The 24,042-nt window shown below is 74.5% G+C and carries 2 protein-coding genes; both read left to right on the forward strand.

From position 1 onward, the window contains the following. Nucleotides 1-9 precede the first annotated feature (9 nt). On the forward strand, nucleotides 10-20,049 hold the full coding sequence (locus ACLJQM_RS19690) for a non-ribosomal peptide synthase/polyketide synthase (protein WP_410632285.1): 20,040 nt from the start codon (nucleotides 10-12) through the stop codon (nucleotides 20,047-20,049). After that, the gene (locus ACLJQM_RS19695; protein ID WP_410632287.1) at nucleotides 20,046-24,038 is read left to right on the forward strand and encodes a non-ribosomal peptide synthetase; all 3,993 of its coding nucleotides are present in this window, start codon (nucleotides 20,046-20,048) and stop codon (nucleotides 24,036-24,038) included. Before ACLJQM_RS19690 ends, ACLJQM_RS19695 begins: the two co-directional genes overlap by 4 nt. The last annotated feature ends 4 nt before the right edge of the window (nucleotides 24,039-24,042 follow it).

The raw sequence follows: 24,042 nt of genomic DNA on the forward strand, positions 1-24,042 counted from the left end.
CCGCCGGCAGTGAACGAACTGGAGCTGATCACCGTGAACGACGACGCCCGGCAGCTGCTGGCGGCCTGGAACGACACCACCACCGACGTCCCGGAGGCGGGCCGCACGCTCACCCGGCTCCTCGCCGAGCAGGCGGCCCGCACCCCGGACGCGACGGCGCTGGTGTTCGAAGGCGAGACCCTGACCTACCGAGAACTGCACGACCGAGCCGCCCGGCTCGCGAATCTCCTGGTCGAGCGGGGCGTGGGCCCCGGCGTCCTCACCGGCGTCTGCGCCGACCGTTCCCTTGAGCTGGTGATCGCCCTGCTGGGGGTGCTCAAGGCCGGTGGCGCCTACGTCCCGCTCGACCCGGACTACCCGGCCGACCGCCTCGCGTACATGGTCGCCGACAGCGCCGCGCCGGTCGTCCTCACCCAGACCCACCACCGGCACCTCTTCGCCGCCGAGACCATCCTCCTCGACGCCGTCGACCTCAGTGCCCGCCCGGCGGCCGAGCCGGATGTGTCCACAAAGGACCTCGCGTACGCCATCTACACCTCCGGCTCGACCGGGCGCCCCAAGGGCGTGCTGGTGCCGCACGAAGGCATCGTCAACCGGCTCGCCTGGACCCAGGCCGAGTACGGGCTCACCGCCGAAGACCGCGTGCTGCAGAAGACGCCGTCCAGCTTCGACGTCTCCGTCTGGGAGTTCTTCTGGCCGCTGCTGACCGGCGCCACGCTCGTCCTCGCGCGCCCCGGCGGTCACCGCGACCCCGCCTACCTGGCCGGGCTGATCCGCGCCGAGCGGATCACGACCGTCCACTTCGTCCCGTCGATGCTGCAGGCCTTCCTGCTCGACCCCGCCGCCGCGACCTGCACCGGCCTGCGCCGCGTGCTCTGCAGCGGGGAAGCACTGCCGGTCGAACTGCAGGCCCGGTTCTTCGCGACGCTGCCCGGCGTCGAGCTGCACAACCTCTACGGCCCCACCGAAGCCTCGGTCGACGTCACGTATTGGGCCTGCCGTCCGGAGAACAGCACCGTCCCCATCGGACGTCCGGTGTGGAACACCCGCACGTACGTCCTCGACGCGCGGCTGCGGCCGGTAGCGCCCGGGGAGCCGGGCGAGCTGTACCTCGCCGGCATCCAGCTGGCCCGCGGCTACCACGGCCGTCCCGGCCTGACGTCCGAGCGGTTCGTGGCCAGCCCGTTCGAGCCGGGGGAGCGGATGTACCGCACCGGCGACCTGGCCCGCCGGGACGAAACCGGGGCGCTGCACTACCTCGGCCGCACCGACCACCAGGTCAAGATCCGCGGCCTGCGCGTCGAACTCGGCGAGATCGAGGCCGTCCTCGACCGCCAGCCCGGCGTCGGCGGCTCCTGCGTGCTGGCCCGCGAAGACCGCGAGGGTGACCAGCGCCTGGTCGGCTACCTCGTGCCGGACGGCCCCCCGGACCTCGACGCCCTGCGTGCCGCCCTCGCGGAGCACCTGCCGGAGTACATGGTCCCGGCCGCGTTCGTCGTGCTCGGCGAGCTCCCGCTGACCCCGAGCGGCAAGCTGGACCGCAAGGCCCTGCCCGCCCCCGACTGGGCCGCCGCCCGCACCGGCCGCGCCCCGCGCACCCCGCGGGAAGCCGCGCTCTGCACGCTGTTCTCCGACGTCCTCGGCATCGACGGCGTGGGCATCGACGACGGCTTCCTCGCCCTCGGCGGCCACTCCCTCCTCGCCGCGAAGCTCGTCTCCGGCATCCGCGCCACCCTCGGCCTCGAAGCCGCGATCGGCGACGTCTTCCGCGCGCCGACCCCGGCGGGCCTGGCCGAGCTCCTCGAAGGCGCCGCCCCGGCCCGCGTGCCGCTGACCCCGCGACAGCGTCCCGAGCCGATGCCGCTCTCGTTCGCCCAGCGGCGGCTGTGGTTCCTCGACCAGGCCGGCACCCGGAACGCCGGCTACCACGTGCCGCAGGCCGTCCGGCTGACCGGCCCGATCGACGCCGGCGTCCTGCGGCTGGCCGTCGGCGACGTCGTCGCCCGCCACGAAGCCCTCCGCACGGTCTTCACCCGCGACGGCGACGAGCCGGTGCAGCACATCCTGCCCGGCGGGGACGTCCCGTGGGCCGTCAAAACGTCCACAGAGGACACGCTGAACCGCGACCTGACCGCCGCGACCGAGGCCGGGTTCGACCTCGCCCGCGAACTCCCGATCCGCGCCACGCTGTTCACCCTGCCCGGCGACGCCGCCGTGCTGCTGCTGGTCGTGCACCACATCGCGTGCGACGGCTGGTCGATGGCCCCGCTGCTGCGCCAGGTCGGCGAGGCCTACGCGGCCCGCATGGCCGGAACCGCTCCACGGTGGACGCCGCTGCCGGTGCAGTACGCGGACTACACGCTGTGGCAACGCGATCTGCCCGTCGAGCGCGACCTCGCCTACTGGCGCGGCGCACTGGCCGGCGCCCCCGAGGAACTGCCGCTGCCCGCCGACCGCCCCCGCCCGGCGGTCGCGAGCCACCGCGGCGGTGTCGTCCCGATGGACGTCCCCGCCGAGGTCCACCGCAAGCTGGCGGCCCTCGCAACGGCCGAAGGCGCGACGCTGTTCATGGTGCTGCAGGCCGCGTTCGCCGCGCTGCTCACCCGGCTCGGCGCGGGCGACGACGTCCCGGTCGGCTCGCCGGTCGCCGGCCGCACCGACGCCGCCCTCGACGACCTCGTCGGGTTCTTCGTCAACACGGTCGTGTTGCGCACCGCCACCGGCGGCGACCCGACGTTCCGCGAGCTGCTGGACCGGGCCCGCGAGACCTGCCTGGCCGCGTTCGAGCACTCCGAGGTGCCCTTCGAGCGGGTGGTCGAGGAGCTGAACCCGGCCCGCTCGCTCGGGCGCCACCCGCTGTTCCAGGTCCTGCTGGTGCTGCAGAACAACGTCGCGGCCGAGCTGGCCCTCGACGGGGTGCGCGCCACCGGCGAACGCGTCGACATCGGGTACGCGAAGTTCGACCTGGCCGCGATCTTCGAGGAACGCGACGGCGAGCTGACCGGCCTCCTCGAGTACGCGAGCGACCTGTTCGACCGCGAGACCGCCGCAGCGCTGGCCGGACGCCTGCTGCGCGTCTTGACCGCCGTCGCGGAGAACCCCGACGCCCGGATCGGCGAGCTCGGCCTCCTCGACGCCACCGAGCACGCCCAGGCCACGGCGGGCGGGCTGCGCGCACCCGCGGTCCCCGCCGTCACCGTGCACGAGGTCGTCGAGGGCCACGCCCGCCACACGCCGGACGCGACCGCGCTGCTGTTCGAGGACCGGTCGGTCAGCTACGCCGAGCTGGACGCCCGCGCCAACGGCGTCGCCGCGCTGCTCGCCGGCGTCCCGGCCGGGCGGATCGTCGCGATCTGCCTCGACCGCGGCCCGGACCTGGTCGCCGCCATCCTCGGCGTGCTCAAGGCCGGCTGCGGCTACACGCTCCTGGACCCGTCGTTCCCCGCCGAGCGCCGGCAGCTGCTCGCCGAGCAGGTCGACGCGCCCTTCGTGCTCGACGACCTGTCCTTCCTGACGCCGACGACGGCCGCGCCGGCCCGCGTGGTGTCCCCGGCCGGGCCCGCCTGCGTCATGTTCACCTCCGGGTCCACCGGCACGCCGAAGGGCGTCGTCGCCTCGCACGAAGCCGTCACCACCACGATCCTCGGCCAGGGCTACGGCGGCGACGTCTGGCTGCAGACCGCGCCGGTTTCCTGGGACGCGTTCGCGTTCGAGCTTTTCGGCGCCCTGCTCACCGGCGCCGCCTGCGTGCTGCAGCCGGGCCCGAAGCCCGAGCCCGCGCTGATCGCCGAGCTGGTCGCGCGCCACGGCGTCAGCACGATGTTCGCCTCCGCCAGCCTGCTCAACTTCCTCCTCGACGAGTACCCGGGCGTGTTCGAGCACGTCCGCGAGGTGCACACCGGCGGGGAAGCGGCGTCGGTCACGCACCTCACGCGGGCTGTCGAGACCTTCCCGGCCGTGGCCTTCACCAATGGCTACGGCCCGGTCGAGAACATGATCTTCGTCAGCTCCCACCGCGTCACCAGCGCCGACCTCACCGGCGCGCCGATCCCGATCGGCGTGCCGCTCAACGGCAAGCGCGCGTACGTGCTGGACGAGCGTCTGCGCCCGATCGCGCCCGGCGTCGTCGGCGAGCTGTACGCCGCCGGCGGCGGGATCGCCGACGGGTACGCGGGCCGCCCGGACCTCACCGCCGTCCGGTTCGTCGCGAACCCGTTTGCGCCGGGGGAGCGGATGTACCGCACCGGTGACCTGGTGCGCCGCCGCGCCGACGGTGTCCTGGCGTACGTCGGGCGCGCCGACGACCAGGTCAAGATCCGCGGGTTCCGCGTCGAGCCGGGCGAGATCCGGACCGCGCTGGGTACCCACCCGGCCGTCACCGAGTCCGCCGTCGTCGTCCGCGAAGACCGGCCGGGGCAGAAGCTCCTGGTCGCCTACGTCGTGGGCGAGCCGGCCGACTTCCGCGCCCACCTCGCGGAGCGGCTGCCCGAACACCTGGTGCCCTCGGCGTTCGTGCTCCTCGACGCGCTTCCCTTGACGGCCAACGGCAAGCTCGACCACCGCGCGCTGCCCGCACCGGAGCGCACGAGCACGTCCCGGGCGCCTCGCACCCCGCGCGAAGAGGTCCTATGCGGGCTCTTCGCCGACGTGCTCGGCGTCGAAACGGTCGGCGTCGACGACGGGTTCTTCGCCCTCGGCGGGCATTCCCTGCTCGCGGCCCGGCTGGTCGCGCGGATCGGCGCCGTGCTCGGCGCCCGGATCGGGGTGGCGGACGTCTTCCGCGCGCCGACCGTCGCCGCCCTCGCCGCCGTGCTCGACAGCGCGCGGGAGGCCCGCCCGGCCGTCGTGGCCCGGCCGCGGCCGGAGGTCCTGCCGCTGTCGTCGAACCAGCGCAGCCTGTGGTTCGTCGAGCAGCTCGACCAGGCCGGCGCGACCTACCACGTCCCTCGCGCGCTCCGGCTGACCGGCCCGCTCGACGTGGCCGCGCTGCGCCACGCGTTCGCCGACGTCGTCGAGCGGCACGAGGCCCTGCGCACGGTGTTCCCCGACACCGACGGCGTCCCCCGCCAGGAGATCCGCCCGCTCACCGCGCTGCCGTGGACCGAAGGCCCGGTGGACGTCGCCGAGTTCGCCGCGCGCGAGTTCGACCTCGCCGCCGACCTCCCGGTCCGCGCGGCACTGCTGCCCGACGGTGACGACCACGTCCTGGTGCTCGTCACCCACCACATCGCGAGCGACGGCTGGTCGTTCGCCCCGCTCCTGCGTGACCTTTCCACCGCCTACACCGCCCGCGTCGAGGGCGAGAGTCCGAAGTGGACGCCGCTGCCGGTGCAGTACGCGGACTACGCGTTGTGGCAGCAGGAAGCCACCGGCGACTCGCTGGAGCACTGGGCCGAGACGCTCGCCGGGCTGCCGGATGAGATCAACCTGCCCTTCGACCACCCCCGCCCGCCGGTCGCGACCCACCGGGGCGCCACCCTGCCGGTGACCCTCGACGCGGACCTGCACGCCCGGCTCCTGGAGCTGGCCCGCGGCGAGCACGCGACGCTGTTCATGGTGCTGCAAGCCGGTTTCGCCGCCCTGCTCTCCCGCCTCGGTGCGGGCGACGACATCGCGATCGGCACGCCGTCGGCGGGCCGCCCGGACGCCGCGCTCGACGACCTCGTCGGCTTCTTCGTCCACACCCTCGTGCTGCGGACCGACCTCGGCGGCGACCCGAGCTTCACCGAGCTCGTGCACCGCGTCCGCGAGCGCGCCCTGACCGCGTTCGACCACGCCGACGTCCCGTTCGAGCGGATCGTCGAACGGCTCAACCCGGCCCGCTCGACCGCGCGGCACCCGCTGTTCCAGGTGATGCTGGCGTTGCAGAACAACGTCGCGGCCAACCTGACCCTGCCCGGCCTGACCGCCGCGGACGTCCCGGTCGCCACGGAGACCGCGAAGTTCGACCTCACCCTGAACCTGGAGGAGAACGCCGGCGCCGACGGGAGCCCGGCCGGCATCGGCGGCTACCTGGAGTACGCGACCGACCTCCTCGAGCCGGGCACCGCGGCCGACCTCGCCGACCGGTTCGTCCGGCTGCTGACCGCGGCCGTCGAAGCCCCCGCCGCGCCGCTGTCCACAGTGGACCTGCTGGCGCCCGCGGAAGCCGCCGCGATCGACGCGGCCAACGCCGGCACGGCGGTCCCGGTCCCGGACACCTCGGTCATCGAGCTGTTCGAAGCCCAGGCCGCGCGCACCCCGGACGCGCCCGCGCTGGAGTTCGGCGCGACGACGCTGACCTACGCCGAGCTGAACGCCCGCGCCAACCAGCTCGCCCGGCATCTGGCCGGGCGCGGCGCCGGGCCGGAACGGTACGTCGCCCTCGCCCTGCCGCGCGACGAGCACCTGGTCGTCGCGATGCTCGCGGTGCTCAAGACCGGCGCCGGCTACCTCGCGCTCGACCTGGACTACCCGGCCGACCGGATCGCGATGATGCTGGAGGACGCCGACCCGGCCCTCGTCGTCACCCGCGACGAACTCGTCTTCGCCGGACCGGCGGAGAACCCGGCGCACACCGCGTCCCCGGACAGCCCCGCGTACGTGATCTTCACGTCCGGCTCGACCGGCCGCCCGAAGGGCGTCGTCGTCCCGCGCCGCCCGCTGCTGAACTTCCTCCTGGACATGGTGGACCGGTTCGGCATCGCGGCCGGGGACCGGCTGCTGGCCGTCACCACGGTCGGCTTCGACATCGCCGGCCTGGAGATCTTCGCGCCGCTGCTGGCCGGGGCGACCGTCGTCCTCGCGAGCCGCGACGACGTGCGCGACACCCGCGCGCTGGCCGCCCTCGCCGAAGACGTCACCCTCCTGCAGGCGACGCCGAGCCTCTTCCACGCGCTGCTGGCAGAGCCCGTCGACCTCTCCGGCGTGCACGTCCTGGTGGGCGGCGAAGCCCTGCCCGACGACCTCGCGGTCGCGCTGCGGGCCCGGGCCGCGTCGGTGACCAACATGTACGGCCCGACCGAGACGACGATCTGGTCGACCACCGCCCGCGTCGGCGAAGGGGCGCCGACCATCGGCACGCCGATCGCCAACACGCAGGTGCACGTGCTGGACCGCGCGCTGCGGCCGGTGCCGCCGGGCGTCCCGGGCGAGCTGTACCTCGCCGGCGACGGCGTCGTGCGCGGCTACCTCGGGCGGCCCGATCTGACCGCCGACCGGTTCGTCGCGAGCCCCTTCGGTGCCGGCGAGCGGATGTACCGCACCGGTGACCTGGTCGCCCGCCGCCGCGACGGCGAACTCCGGTTCCTCGGCCGCGTCGACCACCAGGTCAAGATCCGCGGGTTCCGCATCGAGCTCGGCGAGATCGAGGCCGTGCTGGCCACCCACCCGGCGGTCGCGCTGCGCGCGGTCGTCGTCCGCGAGGACCGGCCCGGCGACAAGCGCCTGGTCGCCTACGTCGTGCTGACGTCGCCGATCGAGACCGAGGAACTGCGCCGGCACCTCGCCGCCGCGCTGCCGGGGTACATGGTGCCCTCGGCGATCGTGGCGCTCGACGAGCTGCCCCGGACGCCGAACGGCAAGCTCGACCGCAAGGCGCTGCCCGCGCCCGCCCTCGAGACCGGTGCCGGCCGGCTCCCGAGGACCGCGCGGGAGCACGCCCTGTGCGAGCTGTTCGGCGAGGTCCTCGGCGTGCCCGAGGTCGGGATCGACGACGGCTTCTTCGACCTGGGCGGGCATTCGCTGCTCGCCACCCGGCTCGCCGGGCGGATCCGCGCGGTGCTCGGCCTCGACGTCACCGTGCGGGCGCTGTTCGCGAACCCGACCGTGGCCGGCCTGTCCGAAAGCCTCGGCGACGCCGTCGCGGCCCGCCCGGCCGTGACGCGGCGCGAGCGGCCGGCCCGCCTCCCGCTGGCGCCCGGCCAGGAACGCCTGTGGTTCCTGGCGCGGATGGACTCCGCGGACACCGCGTACCACATGCCGATCGCCCTGCGGCTGCGCGGCGCCGTCGACACCGCCGCGCTGGCGGCGGCACTGTCCGATGTGGCCGGTCGCCACGAAGCCCTGCGCACGTACTACGCCGAGGACGAGTCCGGGCCGTACCAGGTGATCCTGGACTCCTTCGAGGTGCCGTTCGAGGTCGCGACCGGCTCGGTCGCCGAAGCCGCGCGCACGCCGTTCGACCTGGCCGCCGCGCCGCCGGTGCGGTCCTGGCTGTTCGGCGAGGGGGACGAGCACGTCCTGCTCGTGCTGACCCACCACATCGCCGGCGACGGCTGGTCGATCCCGGTCCTGCTCCGCGACCTCGCCGAGGCGTACGCGGCCCGGCTCGGCGGCGACGCTCCGAAGTGGACCCCGCTGCCGGTGCAGTACGCGGACTACACGCTGTGGCAACGGGAACTCGACACCGACCTCGCGTACTGGACCGGCGCGCTCGCCGGGCTGCCCGAGGAACTGGCGCTGCCCTACGACCGCGTCCGGCCCGCGACCGCGGACCACACCGGCGGGTCCGCGGCCATCACGATCCCGGCCGGACTGCACGCCCGGCTGCTGGAGCTGGCAGCCGGGCAGCGCGCGACCCTGTTCATGGTCCTGCAGGCCGCACTCGCCACTTTGCTGGCGCGCTTCGGCGCCGGGGACGACATCCCGATCGGCACCCCGGTTGCCGGCCGGCCCGACCCGGTCCTCGACGACCTCGTCGGCTTCTTCGTCAACACCGTGGTCCTGCGGACGGACCTCGGCGGCGCGCCGACGTTCACCGAGCTGGTGGACCGCGTCCGCGAAGCCGACCTGAGCGCGTTCGAGCACGACGACGTACCCTTCGAGCGACTGGTCGAAGAGCTGAACCCGGCCCGCTCGGCCGCCCGGCACCCGCTGTTCCAGGTGATGCTGGTGCTGCAGCAGGACACCCCGGCGCCGGTGCTGCCCGGAGTGGAGTGCGAGCCGTACGAGGTGGCCCGCGCGGTCGCCAAGTTCGACCTCACCGCCGCCCTGGAGGAACACCCCGGCGCCGGCGGGATCACCGGTGCCTTCGAATACGCGACCGCGCTGTTCGACGCCGCCACCGCCGAGCGGCTGGCGAGCGCGTTCGTCCGGCTGCTGGAGCAGATCGCCGACGCGCCTTCGACGCCGGTGGCCGCGTTCGAGGTGCTGACCGCCGCCGAGCGCGACCTCGTGGCGGCCGCGGGCAACGCCGGCCGGGTGAGCGCCGCGCCCGTGGACTGCCTGCACACGATCGTCGAGCGGCAGGACCCCGCCGCCGTCGCGATCCTGTTCGAGGGCGAATCGCTGACCTACGGCGAGCTGAACGCCCGCGCCAACCAGGTCGCCCACCACCTCCTCGACGACGGCGTCCAACGCGGCGAGGTCGTCGGAGTTCTGATCGAACGCGGCCTCGACTTCGCGATCGCGGTCCTCGGCGTGCTCAAGTCCGGCGCCGCCTACACCCTGCTGGACCCGAGCTACCCGGCCGAGCGGCTGGCCGCGGTCACCGCGCAGGCGGGCGTCGAGCGGGTGCTCAGGTCCCTGCCGAGCCACCCGGACACGGCGAACCCGGGCGTCGAGCTGACCCCGGCCGACCTGGCCTGCGTCATGTTCACCTCCGGCTCGACCGGCGTCCCCAAGGGCGTCGCGACTTCGCACCGCGGGGTCGTCGCCACGATGGGCCAGGGCTACGCCACCTTCGACGCCGAGCAGGTGTGGCTGCAGTGCGCGCCGGTGTCGTGGGACGGCTTCGCGCTCCAGCTGTTCGGCGCGCTGCTCCACGGCGGCCGCACGGTCCTGCAGCCGGGCCAGAACCCGGAGCCGGAGCGGATCGCCGCGCTGGTCGCCGAGCACGGCGTCACCGTGCTGCACGCCTCGGCGAGCCTGTTCAACTACCTCCTGGACTCCGAACCGCAGGTCTTCACGGTGCTGCGCCGGGCGATGACCGGCGGCGAGCCGGCCTCGGTCGAGCACGTGACCAAGGCGCTGCGCGAGTACCCGGACGTCAAGCTGATCAACGGCTACGGCCCGGCCGAGAGCATGGGCTACACGACGTTCCACCCGATCACCGCCGCCGACCTCGGCGGCACGGCGATCCCGATCGGCCGCCCGGTCGCGAGCAAGCGCGCGTACGTCCTCGACGCGCACCTGGCCCCGGCCGCGCCCGGGGTCACGGGTGAGCTGTACCTCGGCGGTCACGGCCTGGCCGACGGCTACCGCGGCCTGCCCGCCGCGACGGCCGAGCGGTTCGTCGCGAACCCGTTCGTCCCGGGGGAGCGGGTGTACCGCACCGGCGACCTCGTCCGGTGGCGCGCCGACGGCGTCCTCGAGTACGTCGGCCGCGCCGACGACCAGGTCAAGGTCCGCGGCTTCCGCGTCGAACCGGGTGAGGTCCGCGCGGTGCTGGCCCGCCACGACGGTGTCGAGCAGGCCGCGGTCGTCGTCCGCGACGGCCGCCTGATCGGCTACGTCGTGGGCACCGCCGAACCGGCCGCGCTGCGGGCGTACCTGGCCGGGCGGCTGCCGGACTACCTGGTGCCCTCGGCGATCGTGGCGCTGGACGAGCTGCCGCGGACGGCGAACGGCAAGCTCGACCGCCGCGCGCTGCCCGCCCCCGACTTCGCCGCCGCCTCCCGGCGCCGGCCGCGGACCGTCACCGAGAACGTCCTCTGCGGACTGTTCGCCGAGGTGCTCGGCCTGCCGGAGGTCGGCCTCGACGACGGGTTCTTCGACCTGGGCGGGCATTCGCTGCTGGCCGCCCGGCTGATCGGCCGCGTCCGCGCGGTGCTCGGCGTCGAGCTGGGCATCCGCGACCTGTTCCGCACCCCGGCGGTCGCGGGGCTGGCCGAGGTCCTCGGGGACGCCGCTCCGGCGCGCCCGCCGCTGACGCGGCGCGAGCGGCCCGAGCGGCTCCCGCTCTCGTTCGCGCAGCAGCGGCTGTGGTTCGTCGACCAGGCCGAGGAAGCCAACGCGGGCTACGACGTCCCGCGCGCCCTGCGCCTGCGCGGCTCCCTCGACGTGCCCGCCCTGCGCGCGGCCTTGGTCGACGTCGTCGAACGGCACGAGTCGCTGCGGACGGTGTTCCCGTCCCGCGATGGCGAGCCCTGGCAGGAGATCCTGGCCGGCTTCGAGGTGCCCTGGTCGGTCGTCGAGTCCACTGAGGACGAACTGGCCGGCGTCCTCGCGGCGGCCGCCGCGCACGTCTTCGACCTGCGCACCGAGCTGCCGATCCGGGCGCACCTGGTCCGGGTGGCCGCCGACGACCACGTGCTGCTGCTGGTGCTGCACCACATCGCCTCCGACGGCTGGTCGGCCACGCCGCTGTGGAACGACCTCGCCACCGCCTACGCGGCCCGCCTCGACGGTGCCACTCCGGGCTGGGCGCCGCTGCCGGTGCAGTACGCGGACTACACGCTGTGGCAGCGGGAAGTCCTCGACGACGACGAGGTCGGCGGCCAGCTCGCCTTCTGGCGGGACGCCCTCGCCGGGGCGCCGGAAGAGCTGGCCCTGCCCGCCGACCGGGTCCGCCCGGCGGTGGCGAGCCACCGCGGCGGCTCGGTGGAGTTCGCGCTCGGCGCCGACGTCCACGCAGGACTGGCCGAGCTGGCCCGCCGCGGCGGCGCGACGCTGTTCATGGCCCTGCAGGCCGGGTTCGCCGCGCTGCTCTCGCGGCTCGGCGCGGGCGACGACGTCCCGCTCGGCACCGCGGTCGCCGGCCGCGGCGACACCGCGCTGGACGACCTCGCGGGCTTCTTCGTCAACACGCTCGTCCTGCGCACCGACGTGTCCGGGCAGCCGACGTTCCGGCAGCTCCTGGCCCGCGTCCGCGACGCCGGGCTGGCCGCGCTGGCGCACGCCGACGTCCCGTTCGAGCGGGTCGTCGAAGAGCTGAACCCGGCGCGGTCGGCCGCCCGGCACCCGCTGTTCCAGGTGATGCTGGTGCTGCAGAACAACGCCACCGCGCGGCTGAGCCTGCCGGGGCTGGCCACCGAAGGCGTCGCGGTCCGCCGGGACGTCGCCAAGTTCGACCTCACCGCGGGCATCGAGGAGAACCACGCCGCCGACGGCAGCCCGGCCGGGCTGACCGGGCAGCTGGAGTACGCGGCCGACCTGTTCGACGCGGCCACGGCGACGGCGATCGCGGCCCGGTTCGCCCGGTTCCTGACCGCCGCCGTCACGACGCCGGACGTCCCGGTGACCGAGCTGGACCTGCTGGGCGACGAGCGCGCCGCGCTGCTGGCCCAGGGCACGACGGAGGTGACCGCGCCCGGCATGCGGCTGCACGAGCTCTTCGAGCGGCAGGCGGCCTGGGCACCGGACGCGACCGCGCTGGTCTTCGAAGGCGCGCCGCTGACCTACCGGCAGCTCGACACCGAAGCCAACCGGCTCGCCCGGCACCTGATCGCCGAAGGCGTCCGGCCCGGGGACCTGGTGGGTGTCCACATCGGACGTTCACCGCGGCTGGCCGTCGCGCTGCTCGCCGTGCTCAAGGCGGGCGCCGCCTACACCGTGCTGGACACGGACTTCCCCGCGGAACGCCTCCTCGGCGCGCTGCGGCGGACGTCGGCCGCGGTCGTCCTCACCGACGGCCGTCACCTGCCGTGGCAGCGGATCGACGTCGTCGAAGACGCGGCCGCGATCGCCGTGCGCGACGGCGGTGTCCTCGGCCTGCCGGGCCGCCCGGACGACCTCGCCGTCGTCATGTTCACCTCCGGCTCGACCGGCGTCCCCAAGGCGGTCGCGGCCCCGCACCGCGCGGTCGTGGGCACGCTGACCGGCCAGGACTACGCCGGGTTCGGCCCGGACGACGTCTGGCTGCAGTGCGCGCCGGTGTCGTGGGACGCGTTCGGCACGCAGCTGCTCGGCCCGCTCCTGGCCGGTGGCACGGTCGTGCTCCAGCCGGGTCAGCGCCCCGAACCGGCGCTGATCGAGGACCTGGTCCTGGCGCACGGCGTCACCGTCCTGGACGTCTCGGCGAGCCTGTTCAACCACTTGCTCGACGAGCACCCGGCGGTGTTCGCCACGGTCCGCCGCGCGCTGACCGGCGGCGAGGCGGCGTCGCCCGCGCACCTGGCGAAGGTGCTGCGGGAGTACCCGCACGTCGCGGTGGTCAACGGTTACGGCCCGGCCGAGACCATGGGCTTCAGCACCTTCCACGCCGTCACCGCGGTCGACGGCCCGGTCCCGATCGGGCGGCCGCTGACCGGCAAGCACGCCTACGTCCTCGACGCCCGGCTGCGGCCGGTGCCCGCCGGGGTCGTCGGCGAGCTGTACCTCGCCGGCGTCGGCACGGCCCACGGCTACCTCGGGCAGCCCGGCGCGACGGCCGAGCGGTTCGTGGCGTCGCCGTTCCGGGCGGGGGAGCGGATGTACCGCACCGGCGACCTCGCCCGGTGGAACGCCGGCGGCGTGCTGGAGTACGCCGGCCGCGCGGACGACCAGGTCAAGATCCGCGGCTTCCGCGTCGAGCCCGGCGAAGTGCAGGCCGTACTGGCCGCGCACGACGGCGTCACGCAGGCGGCGGTCGTGGTCCGGGACGGGCTGCTGGTCGCCTACGTCGTGGGCACCGCCGACCCGGCCGCGGTCGCCGGATTCGCGGCGGCCCGGCTGCCGGAGTACCTGGTGCCGTCGGTGATCGTGCCGCTGGCCGAGCTGCCGCGCACCGCCAACGGCAAGCTGGACCGCGCCGCGCTGCCGGCGCCGCAGCGGGTCGTCGCCGGGCACGTCGCCCCGCGCACCGCCGTGGAGACCGCGCTCGCCGCGATCTGGGCGGACGTCCTCGGCGTGCCGGAACCGGGGGTGGCGGACAACTTCTTCGCCCTCGGCGGGCATTCGCTGCTGGCGGCCAAGGTGACCGGCCGGATGCGCACCGAGTTCGGTGTCCGGCTGGGCGTGCGGGCGCTGTTCGAGGCGCCCACGATCGCGGCGCTGGCCCGGCTGGTGCCGGACGCGTCCACTGTGGACTTCGAGCCGATCCCGGTGCGCGAGCACGGCGCGCGGACGCCGCTTTCGCCCGTGCAGCGCGGACTCTGGTTCGCCGACCGGCTCGCCCCGGGCTCGGCGGAGTACCTGGTCCCGCTGGCGTTGCGCATCGAGGGCGTCCTCGACACCGGCGCGCTGGCCGGCGCGCTGTCGGCGGTGGTGGCGCGGCACGAGGTGCTGCGCAGCCGGTTCGTGGAGACCGGCGGCGAGCCCGCGCAGGTGGTGGACCCGGTGCGCCCGGTGCCGCTCCCCGTCGTCGAGGTGACCGACGTCGAGGCGTTCGTGCGGGCGCAGGTGGACACCCCGCTCGACCTCGAGCACGGGCCCGTCTTCCGGGCCGCGCTGGGCCGCGTGGCCGACCGCGACCACGTCCTGGTGCTGCTGCTGCACCACATCGTCGCCGACGGCTGGTCCATGGGCGTCCTGGCCGCCGAACTGCGCGACCACTACGCCGGGATGACGCCCGCGGCCTTGCCGGTGCAGTTCGGCGACGTCGCCGCGTGGCAGGCGAACGCGTCCGACGAAGCCGGGCTCGCCTTCTGGCGGCAGGCGCTCGACGGCATGCCGCACGTCGCCGAGCTGCCCGCCGACCGGCCGCGGCCGCTCACCCGGGCCATCGAAGGCGCCAAGACCCCGGTGCACGTCCCGGCCGAAGTCGTCGGCCGCCTGAAGAACCTGGGCGCCGGGCACGGTGCGAGCCTGTTCATGACCGTGCTCGCCGCCTTCGAGGTCCTGATCAGCCGGTACACGGGCCTGCGGGACTTCGCGATCGGCACCCCGGTGTCCGGCCGGAGCCACCCGCAGACCGAGCCGCTCATCGGGCACTTCGTCAACACCGTGCCGCTGCGCGCGGACCTGACCGGCGACCCGGCGTTCACCGAGCTGCTGACCCGCGTCCGGACCAGCACCCTGGCCGCGTTCGACCACGACGACGTCCCGTTCGACCGGATCGTCGAGCTGCTGCGCCCGCAACGCGACCTCACCCGCACCCCGCTGGTGCAGATCGTCTTCGCCCTGCAGAACACCGAGGAGGCGGGCTGGGCGCTGCCGGGCTTGGCGGTCGAGAAGCTCGCCGTCGACACCCGGGTCAGCAAGTTCGACCTCGAACTCGCGCTCGCCCAGGACGCCGACGGCGCCCTGACCGGCATCTTCGAGTACCCGACCGCGCTGTTCGACGCCACCACGATCGAGCGGCTGGCCGGCCACTTCACCACGCTGCTGGGCCGGATCGCCGACGCTCCCGGCACCCCGGTCGGCGAGCTGGACCTGCTGGGCGAGGCCGAGCGGGACCACCTCGTCCACGGCGTCAACGACACCGCCGTCGCCTACGACGAGTCCGCCTGCCTGCACCACCTGATCAGCGAGCAGGCGCGGAAGACCCCGGACGCGGTGGCCGTCGAATACCTGGACGAGCACATCGGCTACGCCGAACTCGAACGCCGGGCGGGCGTGCTCGCCGCGCGGCTGGCCGAGCACGGCGTCGGCCCGGACGTCCCGGTCGGGCTGCGGATGGACCGCTCGATCGACCTGATCGTCGGCCTGGTCGCGATCCTCAAGGCCGGCGGCGCGTTCGTCCCGATCGAGACCGACGCGCCCGAACCGCGGGTGCTCGGCATCCTCGGCGACGCGCATTCCCCGGTCTGCCTGGTCAACGCAGGCGCGCCGGCTCCCGACAGCACCGACGTCGTCTTCCTCGAAGTGTCCGATTTGGACGGATCGGCCGAACCGCGGCCGGACACCACCCACCCGGACAACCTGGTGTCGATCTACTACACCTCGGGTTCCACCGGGAAGCCGAAGGGCGTCGCCAGCACCCACCGCGGCTGGGTCAACCGGCTGCGCTGGCACCAGGACACCTACCGGCTCCAGCCGGGCGAAGGCGTCCTGCAGAAGACGACGCTGGTGTTCGACGACGCCGCCGTGGAATGCCTGTGGCCGCTCGTCGTCGGCGGCCGGGTCGCGCTGATCCCGCCGGGGCTGCACCGCGACCCGGCCGCGATCCTGGCCGGAGCGGTCAAGCACCGGGTGGTCAACCTGCAGTTCGTGCCGAGCATGCTGACGCTGTTCCTGGAGCAGCTGACCCCGGCCGACCGGGCCGCGCTCAAGCCGCTGCGCAACGTCATCACCAGCGGCGAGGCGCTCCAGCCGGAGCTGCTCAAGCTGTTCTTCGACCGCTTGGGCGAGACCGCGACCCTGCACAACCAGTGGGGCGCCACCGAGGTCTCGATCGACTCGACCATGCGCGAATGCCTCCGCGCCGACCTCGACGGCGCGGGCTCGGTGAGCGTCGGGTCGCCGATCGCCAACAACCAGATCCACGTCCTCGACGAGCACCTGCGGCCGGTCCCGGTCGGCGTCCCCGGCGACCTGTTCATCGGCGGTGCCGGCCTGGCCCGCGGCTACCTCGGCGACCCGGTCAAGACGGCGTCGGCGTTCCTCGCCAGCCCGTTCGAACCCGGGGAGCGGCTCTACCGCACCGGCGACCGCGGCCTGCGCACCCCCGACGGTGCGCTGACCTTCCTCGGCCGCCAGGACTCGCAGGTCAAGATCCGCGGCATCCGCGTCGAGCCCGGCGAAGTCGAGCAGGTCCTCCTGGAGCTGCCCGGCGTGCGCGAAGCCGCGGTCACGGTGTGGCAGCCGACGCCGGGGGACAAGCGCCTCGCCGGGTACGTCACCCCGCAGGCCGGCGTGACGCTCACCGAGGCCGGGATCCGCGAGCAGCTGCGCGAACGGCTGCCGGTGTACCTCGTGCCGACGGCGCTGAGCGTGCTGCCCGAGTTCCCGACCACCACGAGCGGCAAGATCGACCGCAAGGCACTGCCCGCCCCGGCCGCGGCCGGCGCCGAGTACCGCGCCCCGGAGGGGCCGGTCGCGGAGCTGGTCGCCGGCGTGCTGGGGACCGTGCTCGGGGTCGAGCGGGTCGGCGCCGACGACAACTTCTTCGACCTGGGCGGGCACTCCCTGCTGGGCGTGCGGGTGGTCGCCGAGCTGCGCAAGCGGCTCTCGGCGGACATCCCGATCCGGCTGATCTTCGACTCGCCCACGGTCGCGGAACTCGCCGCTGCCGTCGCCCGCGCCACCAGGCGCGAGTTCGAGGCGATCCCGAAGCGGCCCGAGGGTCCGGCGCCGCTGGCCGGCGTGCAGACCGGCATGTGGCTGGCCGACCGGATGGCGCCCTCGAGCGCGGAATACCTGGTGCCCAACGCGGTCCGGCTCCGCGGCCCGCTCAACGTCGACGCCCTTGCCGCTGCCCTGACGAAGCTGGTGGAACGGCACGAGGTCCTGCGGACCCGGTTCGTGGAGATCGACGGCGAACCTCGGCAGGTCGTCGACCCGGCCGGGCCCGTCCCGCTGCCGGTCACCGCGATCGACGCGATCGAACCGTTCCTCGCGGTGCGGGGCATCGACCTCACCACCGGGCCGGTGTTCGCCGCCGCGCTCGGGCGGCTGGCCGAGGACGACCACGTGCTGCTCCTGTCGGCGCACCACATCGTGCTCGACGGCTGGTCCGAAGGCATCCTCGCCGAGGAGCTGCGTGACCTCTACGCCGGTGCCGAGCTGCCGCCGCTGCCGGTGCAGTACGCCGACGTCGCCGCCTGGTCCCAGCCGACCGAAGCGGACGTCGAGTTCTGGCGGGCGCAGCTCGCCGGCGTGCCGCAGGTCGTGCAGCTGCCGGCGGACCGTCCGCGGCCGCCGGTGCGCGACCCGCGGGGCGCGCGGTACGAGTTCACCGTGCCCGCGGAGCTGGCCGCCCGGCTCGGCGAGGTCGGTGCGGAAGCACGGGCGAGCCTGTTCATGACGCTGCTGGCCGGGTTCCAGGTGCTCGTCTCACGGCACACCGGGCTGCGGGAGTTCGCGATCGGCAGCCCGGTCGCCGGCCGCGACCACCCCGACACCGAGCGGCTGATCGGCCAGTTCGTCAACACCCTCGCCCTGCGCGCGGACCTGACCGGCTCGCCCGGCTTCACCGAGCTGCTGGGCCGGGTCCGCGAGACGGCGCTGAACTCCTTCAGCCACCAGGAAGTCCCGATCGACCGGGTCGTGGCCGAGCTGCGGCCCGACCGCGACCCGAGCCGGAACCCGTTGGTGCAGCTGATGTTCGCGCTGCAGACGGTGTCCGCGGGCGGCTGGGAGCTCGCCGGGCTGGACTGCGAGCCGCTCGGCGTCGAGACCGGCGCGGCCAAGTTCGACCTCGCCATGGTCCTGCGCGAGCAGGCCTCCGGCGAAGTGGGCGGGGTGCTGGAGTACCCGGTCGCGTTGTTCGACGAGGACACGGTCGCCGCGTTCGCCGACCGGTACCTGCGGCTGCTGGCCGGGTTCGCGGCAGACCCGGCGCGACCGGTCGACCGCGTCCCGATGCTCGACGCGGCCGAAGTCACCGCCACCGAAGCCGACGCGCCGGGCGGCACCTTCGCCGGGCTCGTCGAGGCCCAGGTGCGGCGGAACCCGGACGCCCCGGCCGTCGTGGCCGGCCCCGGTTCGCTGACCTACGGCGAACTGGACCGCGCGGCCAACCGGCTGGCGCACGCCCTGCGCGAACGCGGGGCCGCCCCGGAAACGGTGGTCGCGCTGCTGCTGCCGCGCTCGGCCGACCTGGTCGTCGCGCAGCTCGCGGTGGTCAAGACCGGGGCCGCGTTCCTCCCGATCGACCCCGGTTACCCGGCCGAGCGCATCCGGTACATGCTCGACGACGCGAACCCGGTGGTGGTGCTGAAGGACATCAGCATGTCCACAGTGGACGAAAGCCCGCTGGACGTGGCGGTCCGCCCGGAGCACGCGGCGTACGTGATCTACACGTCGGGTTCGACCGGACGCCCGAAGGGTGTCGTCGTCAGCCACGCCGGCCTCGGCACCCTGGTGGCCAACACCATCGCCGCCTACCAGGTCGGCCCGGGCGACCGGGTGCTGCAGTACGTGTCCCCGAGCTTCGACGCGTCGATCCTCGAGCTGTGCGCGTCCCTGATGACCGGCGCGGCCCTGGTCGTCACCCCGCCCGGCCCGCTGCTGGGCGACCAGCTGCGGGACGTCCTCGCCGAAGGCCGCGTGACGCACGCGCTCATCCCGCCGGCGGCGCTGGCTACCGTGGAAGACGCGGACCTGCCGGACTTCCGGACGGTCGTGGTCGGCGGCGATGTCTGCCCGCCCGAGCTGGTCGCCCAGTGGGCACCCGGGCGCCGGATGCTCAACATGTACGGCCCGACCGAAGCCACCGTGGTCTCGACGGTGTCCGAACCGCTGGTGGCCGGCGCGCCGGTCACCATCGGCCGGGCGCTGCGGTACACCAGCGCGTACGTCCTGGACGACCGGCTCCAGCCGGTCCCGCCGGGCGTCGCGGGTGAGCTGTACGTGGCGAGCCCGGGTCTCGCCCGCGGCTACCTCGGGCGGCCGGGGCTGACCGCGAGCCGGTTCGTGGCGAACCCGGCAGGCGGGCGGATGTACCGCACCGGCGACCTCGTCCGCCGGACCCGCGCCGGGGAGCTGGAGTTCCTGGGCCGGACCGACGACCAGGTCAAGATCCGCGGCTTCCGCATCGAGCTCGGCGAAGTCGAGTCCGCGCTGCGGGCGCACCCGGCGCTCACCGCGGCGGTCGTGCTCGCCAAGCCGGACCCGGCCGGCCAGAAACGGCTGGTCGCCTACGTCGCCGGCGAGGTGACGGCCGCGGACCTGCGGGCGTTCCTCGGGCAGCGGCTGCCGGAGCACCTGGTGCCGAGCGCGTTCGTCGTGCTCGACGCCCTGCCGGTCAACGCCAGCGGCAAGCTCGACCGGGCGGCGCTGCCCGAACCGGCCGAGGAAGTGGCGGACTACCTCGCCCCCCGCAGTCCCGAGGAGCAGCTGATCGCCGACATCTGGAGCGAGGTGCTCGGCGTGCCCCGCGTCGGGCTCGGCGACGACTTCTTCGCCCTCGGCGGGCATTCCGTGCTCGCCGCCAAGGTCCGGATGCGGCTGCAGGCCGCGTTCGGGGTGGACCTCTCCCTGCCCGTGCTGTTCCAGACCACCACGGTCGCCGCGCTCGCCGCCGTGGTCCACACCGAGATCGAGGCCGAGCTCGCCGGCATGTCCGAGCAGGAGCTCCTCGACTCCCTCTCCGAGGAGGCCAGCGCATGACCACGTTCGACATCCGCCCCGCCGCCGAGCCGGCCGACGCCGAGCGCGCCGCGCGGCTGCGGGCCGCGGTGCTCGCGAAACGGCTGCGCGGCCAGGCCGCCACGCCGGCCCGGGCGTTCGGCCGCGCCGACCGCGGCGCCCCGCTGCCGCTCTCGGCCGGGCAGCAGCGCCTGTGGTTCCTCGACCGGCTCGACCCGGACAGCGCCGAGTACGCCGTGCCGCTGCTCCTGCGGCTCGAAGGCGCCCTCGACGTCGACGCGCTCCGGCGGTCCCTCGACGCCCTGGTGGCGCGGCACGAGATCCTGCGCACGACGTACACCGCGGAGAACAACCGGCCGCGCCAGGTGATCGGGGCTCCGGCCCCGGTCGACGTGCCGGTGGTGGAAGGCGACCTGGACACCGTGCTCGCCGAGTACGTCGGCCGTCCCTTCGACCTCGCCACCGGCCCGGTGTTCCGGGCGCTGCTGGTCCGTGAGGCACCGGAGCGGCACGTGCTCGCCTTGAACATCCACCACATCGCCTGTGACGGCTGGTCCCTGCCGATCCTGATGGCCGACCTCCGCGAGCTCTACACCGGCGCGGAACTGCCGCCGATCGAACTGTCCTATGCGGACTTCGCGGCCTGGGAGCAGTCCAGGACCGACGCCCACGCGGCGGATCTCGCGTACTGGAAGGAGCGGCTCGCCGGCCTGGAGACCCTGGAACTGCCCGCCGACCGCCCGCGCCCGGCCCAGCGCGACCACCACGGCGCCTCCGTCCGCTTCACCATCCCCGCGGCCGCCGCCGAAGCGGTGCTGAACCAGGGAAAGACCACGGGCGCGACGCCGTTCATGACGCTGCTCGCCGCCGCGTACGTGGTGCTCGGGCGGCACACCGGCCGTGAGGACATCGCCGTCGGCACCCCGGTCGCCGGGCGCGGGCGGGCCGAGCTGGAGCACATGGTCGGGTTCTTCGTGAACACCGTCGTCGCCCGCGGCGACCTCTCCGGCGACCCGGACTTCGCCGCCCTCGCCGACCGCGTCCGCGTGGCGCGGCTGGCCGACCAGGCGCACGAAGACCTGCCGTTCGAGCGGCTGGTCAAGGAGCTGGCGCCGGAGCGCGACCTCGCGCACACCCCGGTCGTCCAGGTCATGTTCGCCGTCTACGACGCTTCCGAAGGCGAAGCCTCGCTGGGCGACCTGCGGGTGTCTCCGGTCGACCTGCCTTCGACGACGGCGAAGTTCGACCTGATGATCTCCTTCGTCCGCCAGGCCGACGGGTCCGTGGAAGGCGTGCTGGAGTACGCGACCGCGTTGTTCGACGAGGTTCGGATGGCCCGGATGGGCGAGCACTTCGTCCGGCTGTTCACCGGGCTCGCCGCCCGCCCCGGCGCCCGGCTGTCCGAAGTGGACATCCTCGGCGCGGACGAGCGCGAACTGCTGCTGGGCAGGTGGAACGACACCGCCGAGCCCTACCTGCGTGGCACCGTGCACGGCCGGATCGCCGCGCAGGCCGCGTCCGCCCCGGACGCGATCGCCGTCCGCTGTGGCCGGACCGAGCTGAGCTACGCCGAGCTGGAAGCCCGCGCCACCCGGCTGGCCCAGCGGCTGCGCGCCCACGGCGTCGGCGTCGAAACCCCGGTCGGCGTGCTCTGCGAACGCGGCCCGCTGCTGCTGCCGGTGCTGCTGGCCATCCTCAAGACCGGCGGCCACTACATCCCGCTCGACCCGGCCTACCCGCAGGACCGCAAGGAGTACATGCTCCGCCAGGCCGGTGCACGGGTCCTGGTCACCACCCGCCGGTACGCCGGCGCGGGCACCGGGGATCTCGGGGACGTCGTCGTCCTGGCCGACGAGCCGGTCGCCGACGACCCGGTGCCGTGGACCGACCCGGTCGTCGACCCGGAGAACCTGGCCTACGTCATCTACACCTCCGGGTCGACCGGGCGCCCCAAGGGCGTCCAGATCAGCCACCGCGGGGTGCTGCACTACCTGGACTGGTGCCGCCAGGCCTACCGCGCCGACGAGGGCGACGGTGCCCCCGTGCACTCGTCGCTCGCCTTCGACCTGACCGTGACCGGGCTGTTCCTGCCGCTGCTGTGCGGCACGACGGTGACGCTGGTGCCGGAGGACGAGCACCCGGTCGCCGGGCTCGCCGACGTCCTCTCGAGCGGCCGGAAGTTCAGCTTCGTCAAGCTCACCCCGGCGCACCTCGAGCCGCTGCGCCGCTGTCTCGCGCCGGAGGCCGCCGCCGCGGCCGCGCACCTGGTCGTCGGCGGTGAGCAGCTCACCGCGGAAGCCCTGGAGTTCTGGCGGGACAACGCCCCCGACGTCGTGGTGGCCAACGAATACGGCCACACCGAGACGTCGGTGGCGAACGTGATCAACCTGCTGCCCGCCGCCGAGTGCGTCACCACGCCGATCCCGGTCGGGCGCCCGATCTGGAACACCGAGGTCTACCTCCTCGACGAGCACCTGCGGCCGGTTCCGGTCGGCGTCACCGGCGAGCTGTACGCGGGCGGCGCCGGCGTCGCCCGCGGGTTCGCCGGCAACCCCGGCCTGACCGCGGCGAAGTACGTGGCCAACCCGTTCGGCCCCGGCCGCCTCTACCGCAGCGGCGACCTCGCCCGGTACCTGCCGGACGGGCGCCTGGAGTTCGTCGGCCGCACCGACCACCAGGTCAAGGTGCGCGGCTACCGGATCGAGCTGGGCGAGATCGAAGCCGCGCTGGTCGGCGGCCCCGGCGTCACCGAAGCGGTCGCGGTGGTCCGCGACGGCGCGCTCGCCGGGTACGTCGCCCCGTCCACTGTGGACGCCGACGCCCTGCGCGCGCACCTGTCCGAGCGGCTGCCGGAGTACATGGTCCCGGCGACACTGACCACTTTGGACACGCTGCCGCTGACGTCCAACGGCAAGATCGACCGGGTCGCGTTGCCCGCCCCGGACGCCGCGCCGGTTTCGACGTCCGGCGTCCTGCCGCGCGACGAGCTGGAGATGGCCCTCGCCAAGCTGTGGGAGGACCTGCTGGGCCGCCGCGTCGGCGTCACCGACGGTTTCTTCGACGTCGGCGGGCACTCGCTGCTGGCCGTCGTGCTGGTCGACCGGATCAAGGGCGAGCTGGGCGCGACCGTCGGCCTGGCCGAGGTGTTCCGCGCCCCGACGGTCCGGGCGCTGGCCGACCTCATCCGCGCCGGGGAGAGCGCCGGGGGACTGGTCGTGCCGCTCTCGCCGGGCCGTGCGGGCGTCGCCCCGCTGTTCCTGCTGCCGCCGACCGCCGGGAGCCCGTTCCCGTACCTGCAGCTGGTCGCCGAGCTGGACCCGGCGCTGCCGGTGTTCGGCCTGCAGGCGCCCGGGTTCGCCCCCGGCGAGGACCCGGTCCACACGATCGAGGAGCTGGCCGCCGCGTTCGTCGCCGACCTCCTGCCGGTCGCGGGGGACCGCCCGATCCGGCTCGCGGGCTGGTCCCAGGGCGGCTCGGTCGCCTTCGAAATGGCCGCCCAGCTGGAGGCGGCGGGCCGGGCGGTCGAGCACCTGTGCGTCATCGACGCGACCGTCCTCGGCGTCGACGACTACGGCAACCCGCTGCCGGAGGTCGACACCAGCGACCCGCTGGCCTGGTTCGGCGAGGCCGTGCTGAAGCTGGCCCCGGGGGCCGCCGACACCCTCGACGAAATGCTCGCCGAGGCCCGCGACCGCGGGATGGTCTCCGAGGTCGCGGGCAACGCGGTCGTCGAACAGATGGCGCGGGTCTACCTGGCCGGCAAGGACGCCGTCGAGGCCTACCGCTGCCGGGCCGTCGTCGACACCGGCATCCACCTGATCACCTCCACCGGCACCCACCCGGTGAAGGGCCGCCCGGAGGTGCGGCCGGAGAGCTGGCGCGCCCGCACGCGCGGCGAGCTCACGGTGACACCGGTGCCGGGCCACCACTGGGACATGGTCGAACCGCCGCACGTGGCGGAGCTGGCCCGGGCCGTGCTGGCCGGGCTCGCCGTGACCGCCGACGAGTGAAGGA

The sequence above is a fragment of the Amycolatopsis sp. cmx-4-83 genome, from assembly GCF_046548815.1.
Classification (GTDB): Bacteria; Actinomycetota; Actinomycetes; order Mycobacteriales; family Pseudonocardiaceae; genus Amycolatopsis; species Amycolatopsis pretoriensis_A.

Bases quoted from the DNA above. Each gene is read 5' to 3' on its own strand.
- ACLJQM_RS19695 (WP_410632287.1), top strand. From the start codon at position 20,046: ATGACCACGTTCGACATCCGCCCCGCCGCCGAGCCGGCCGACGCCGAG.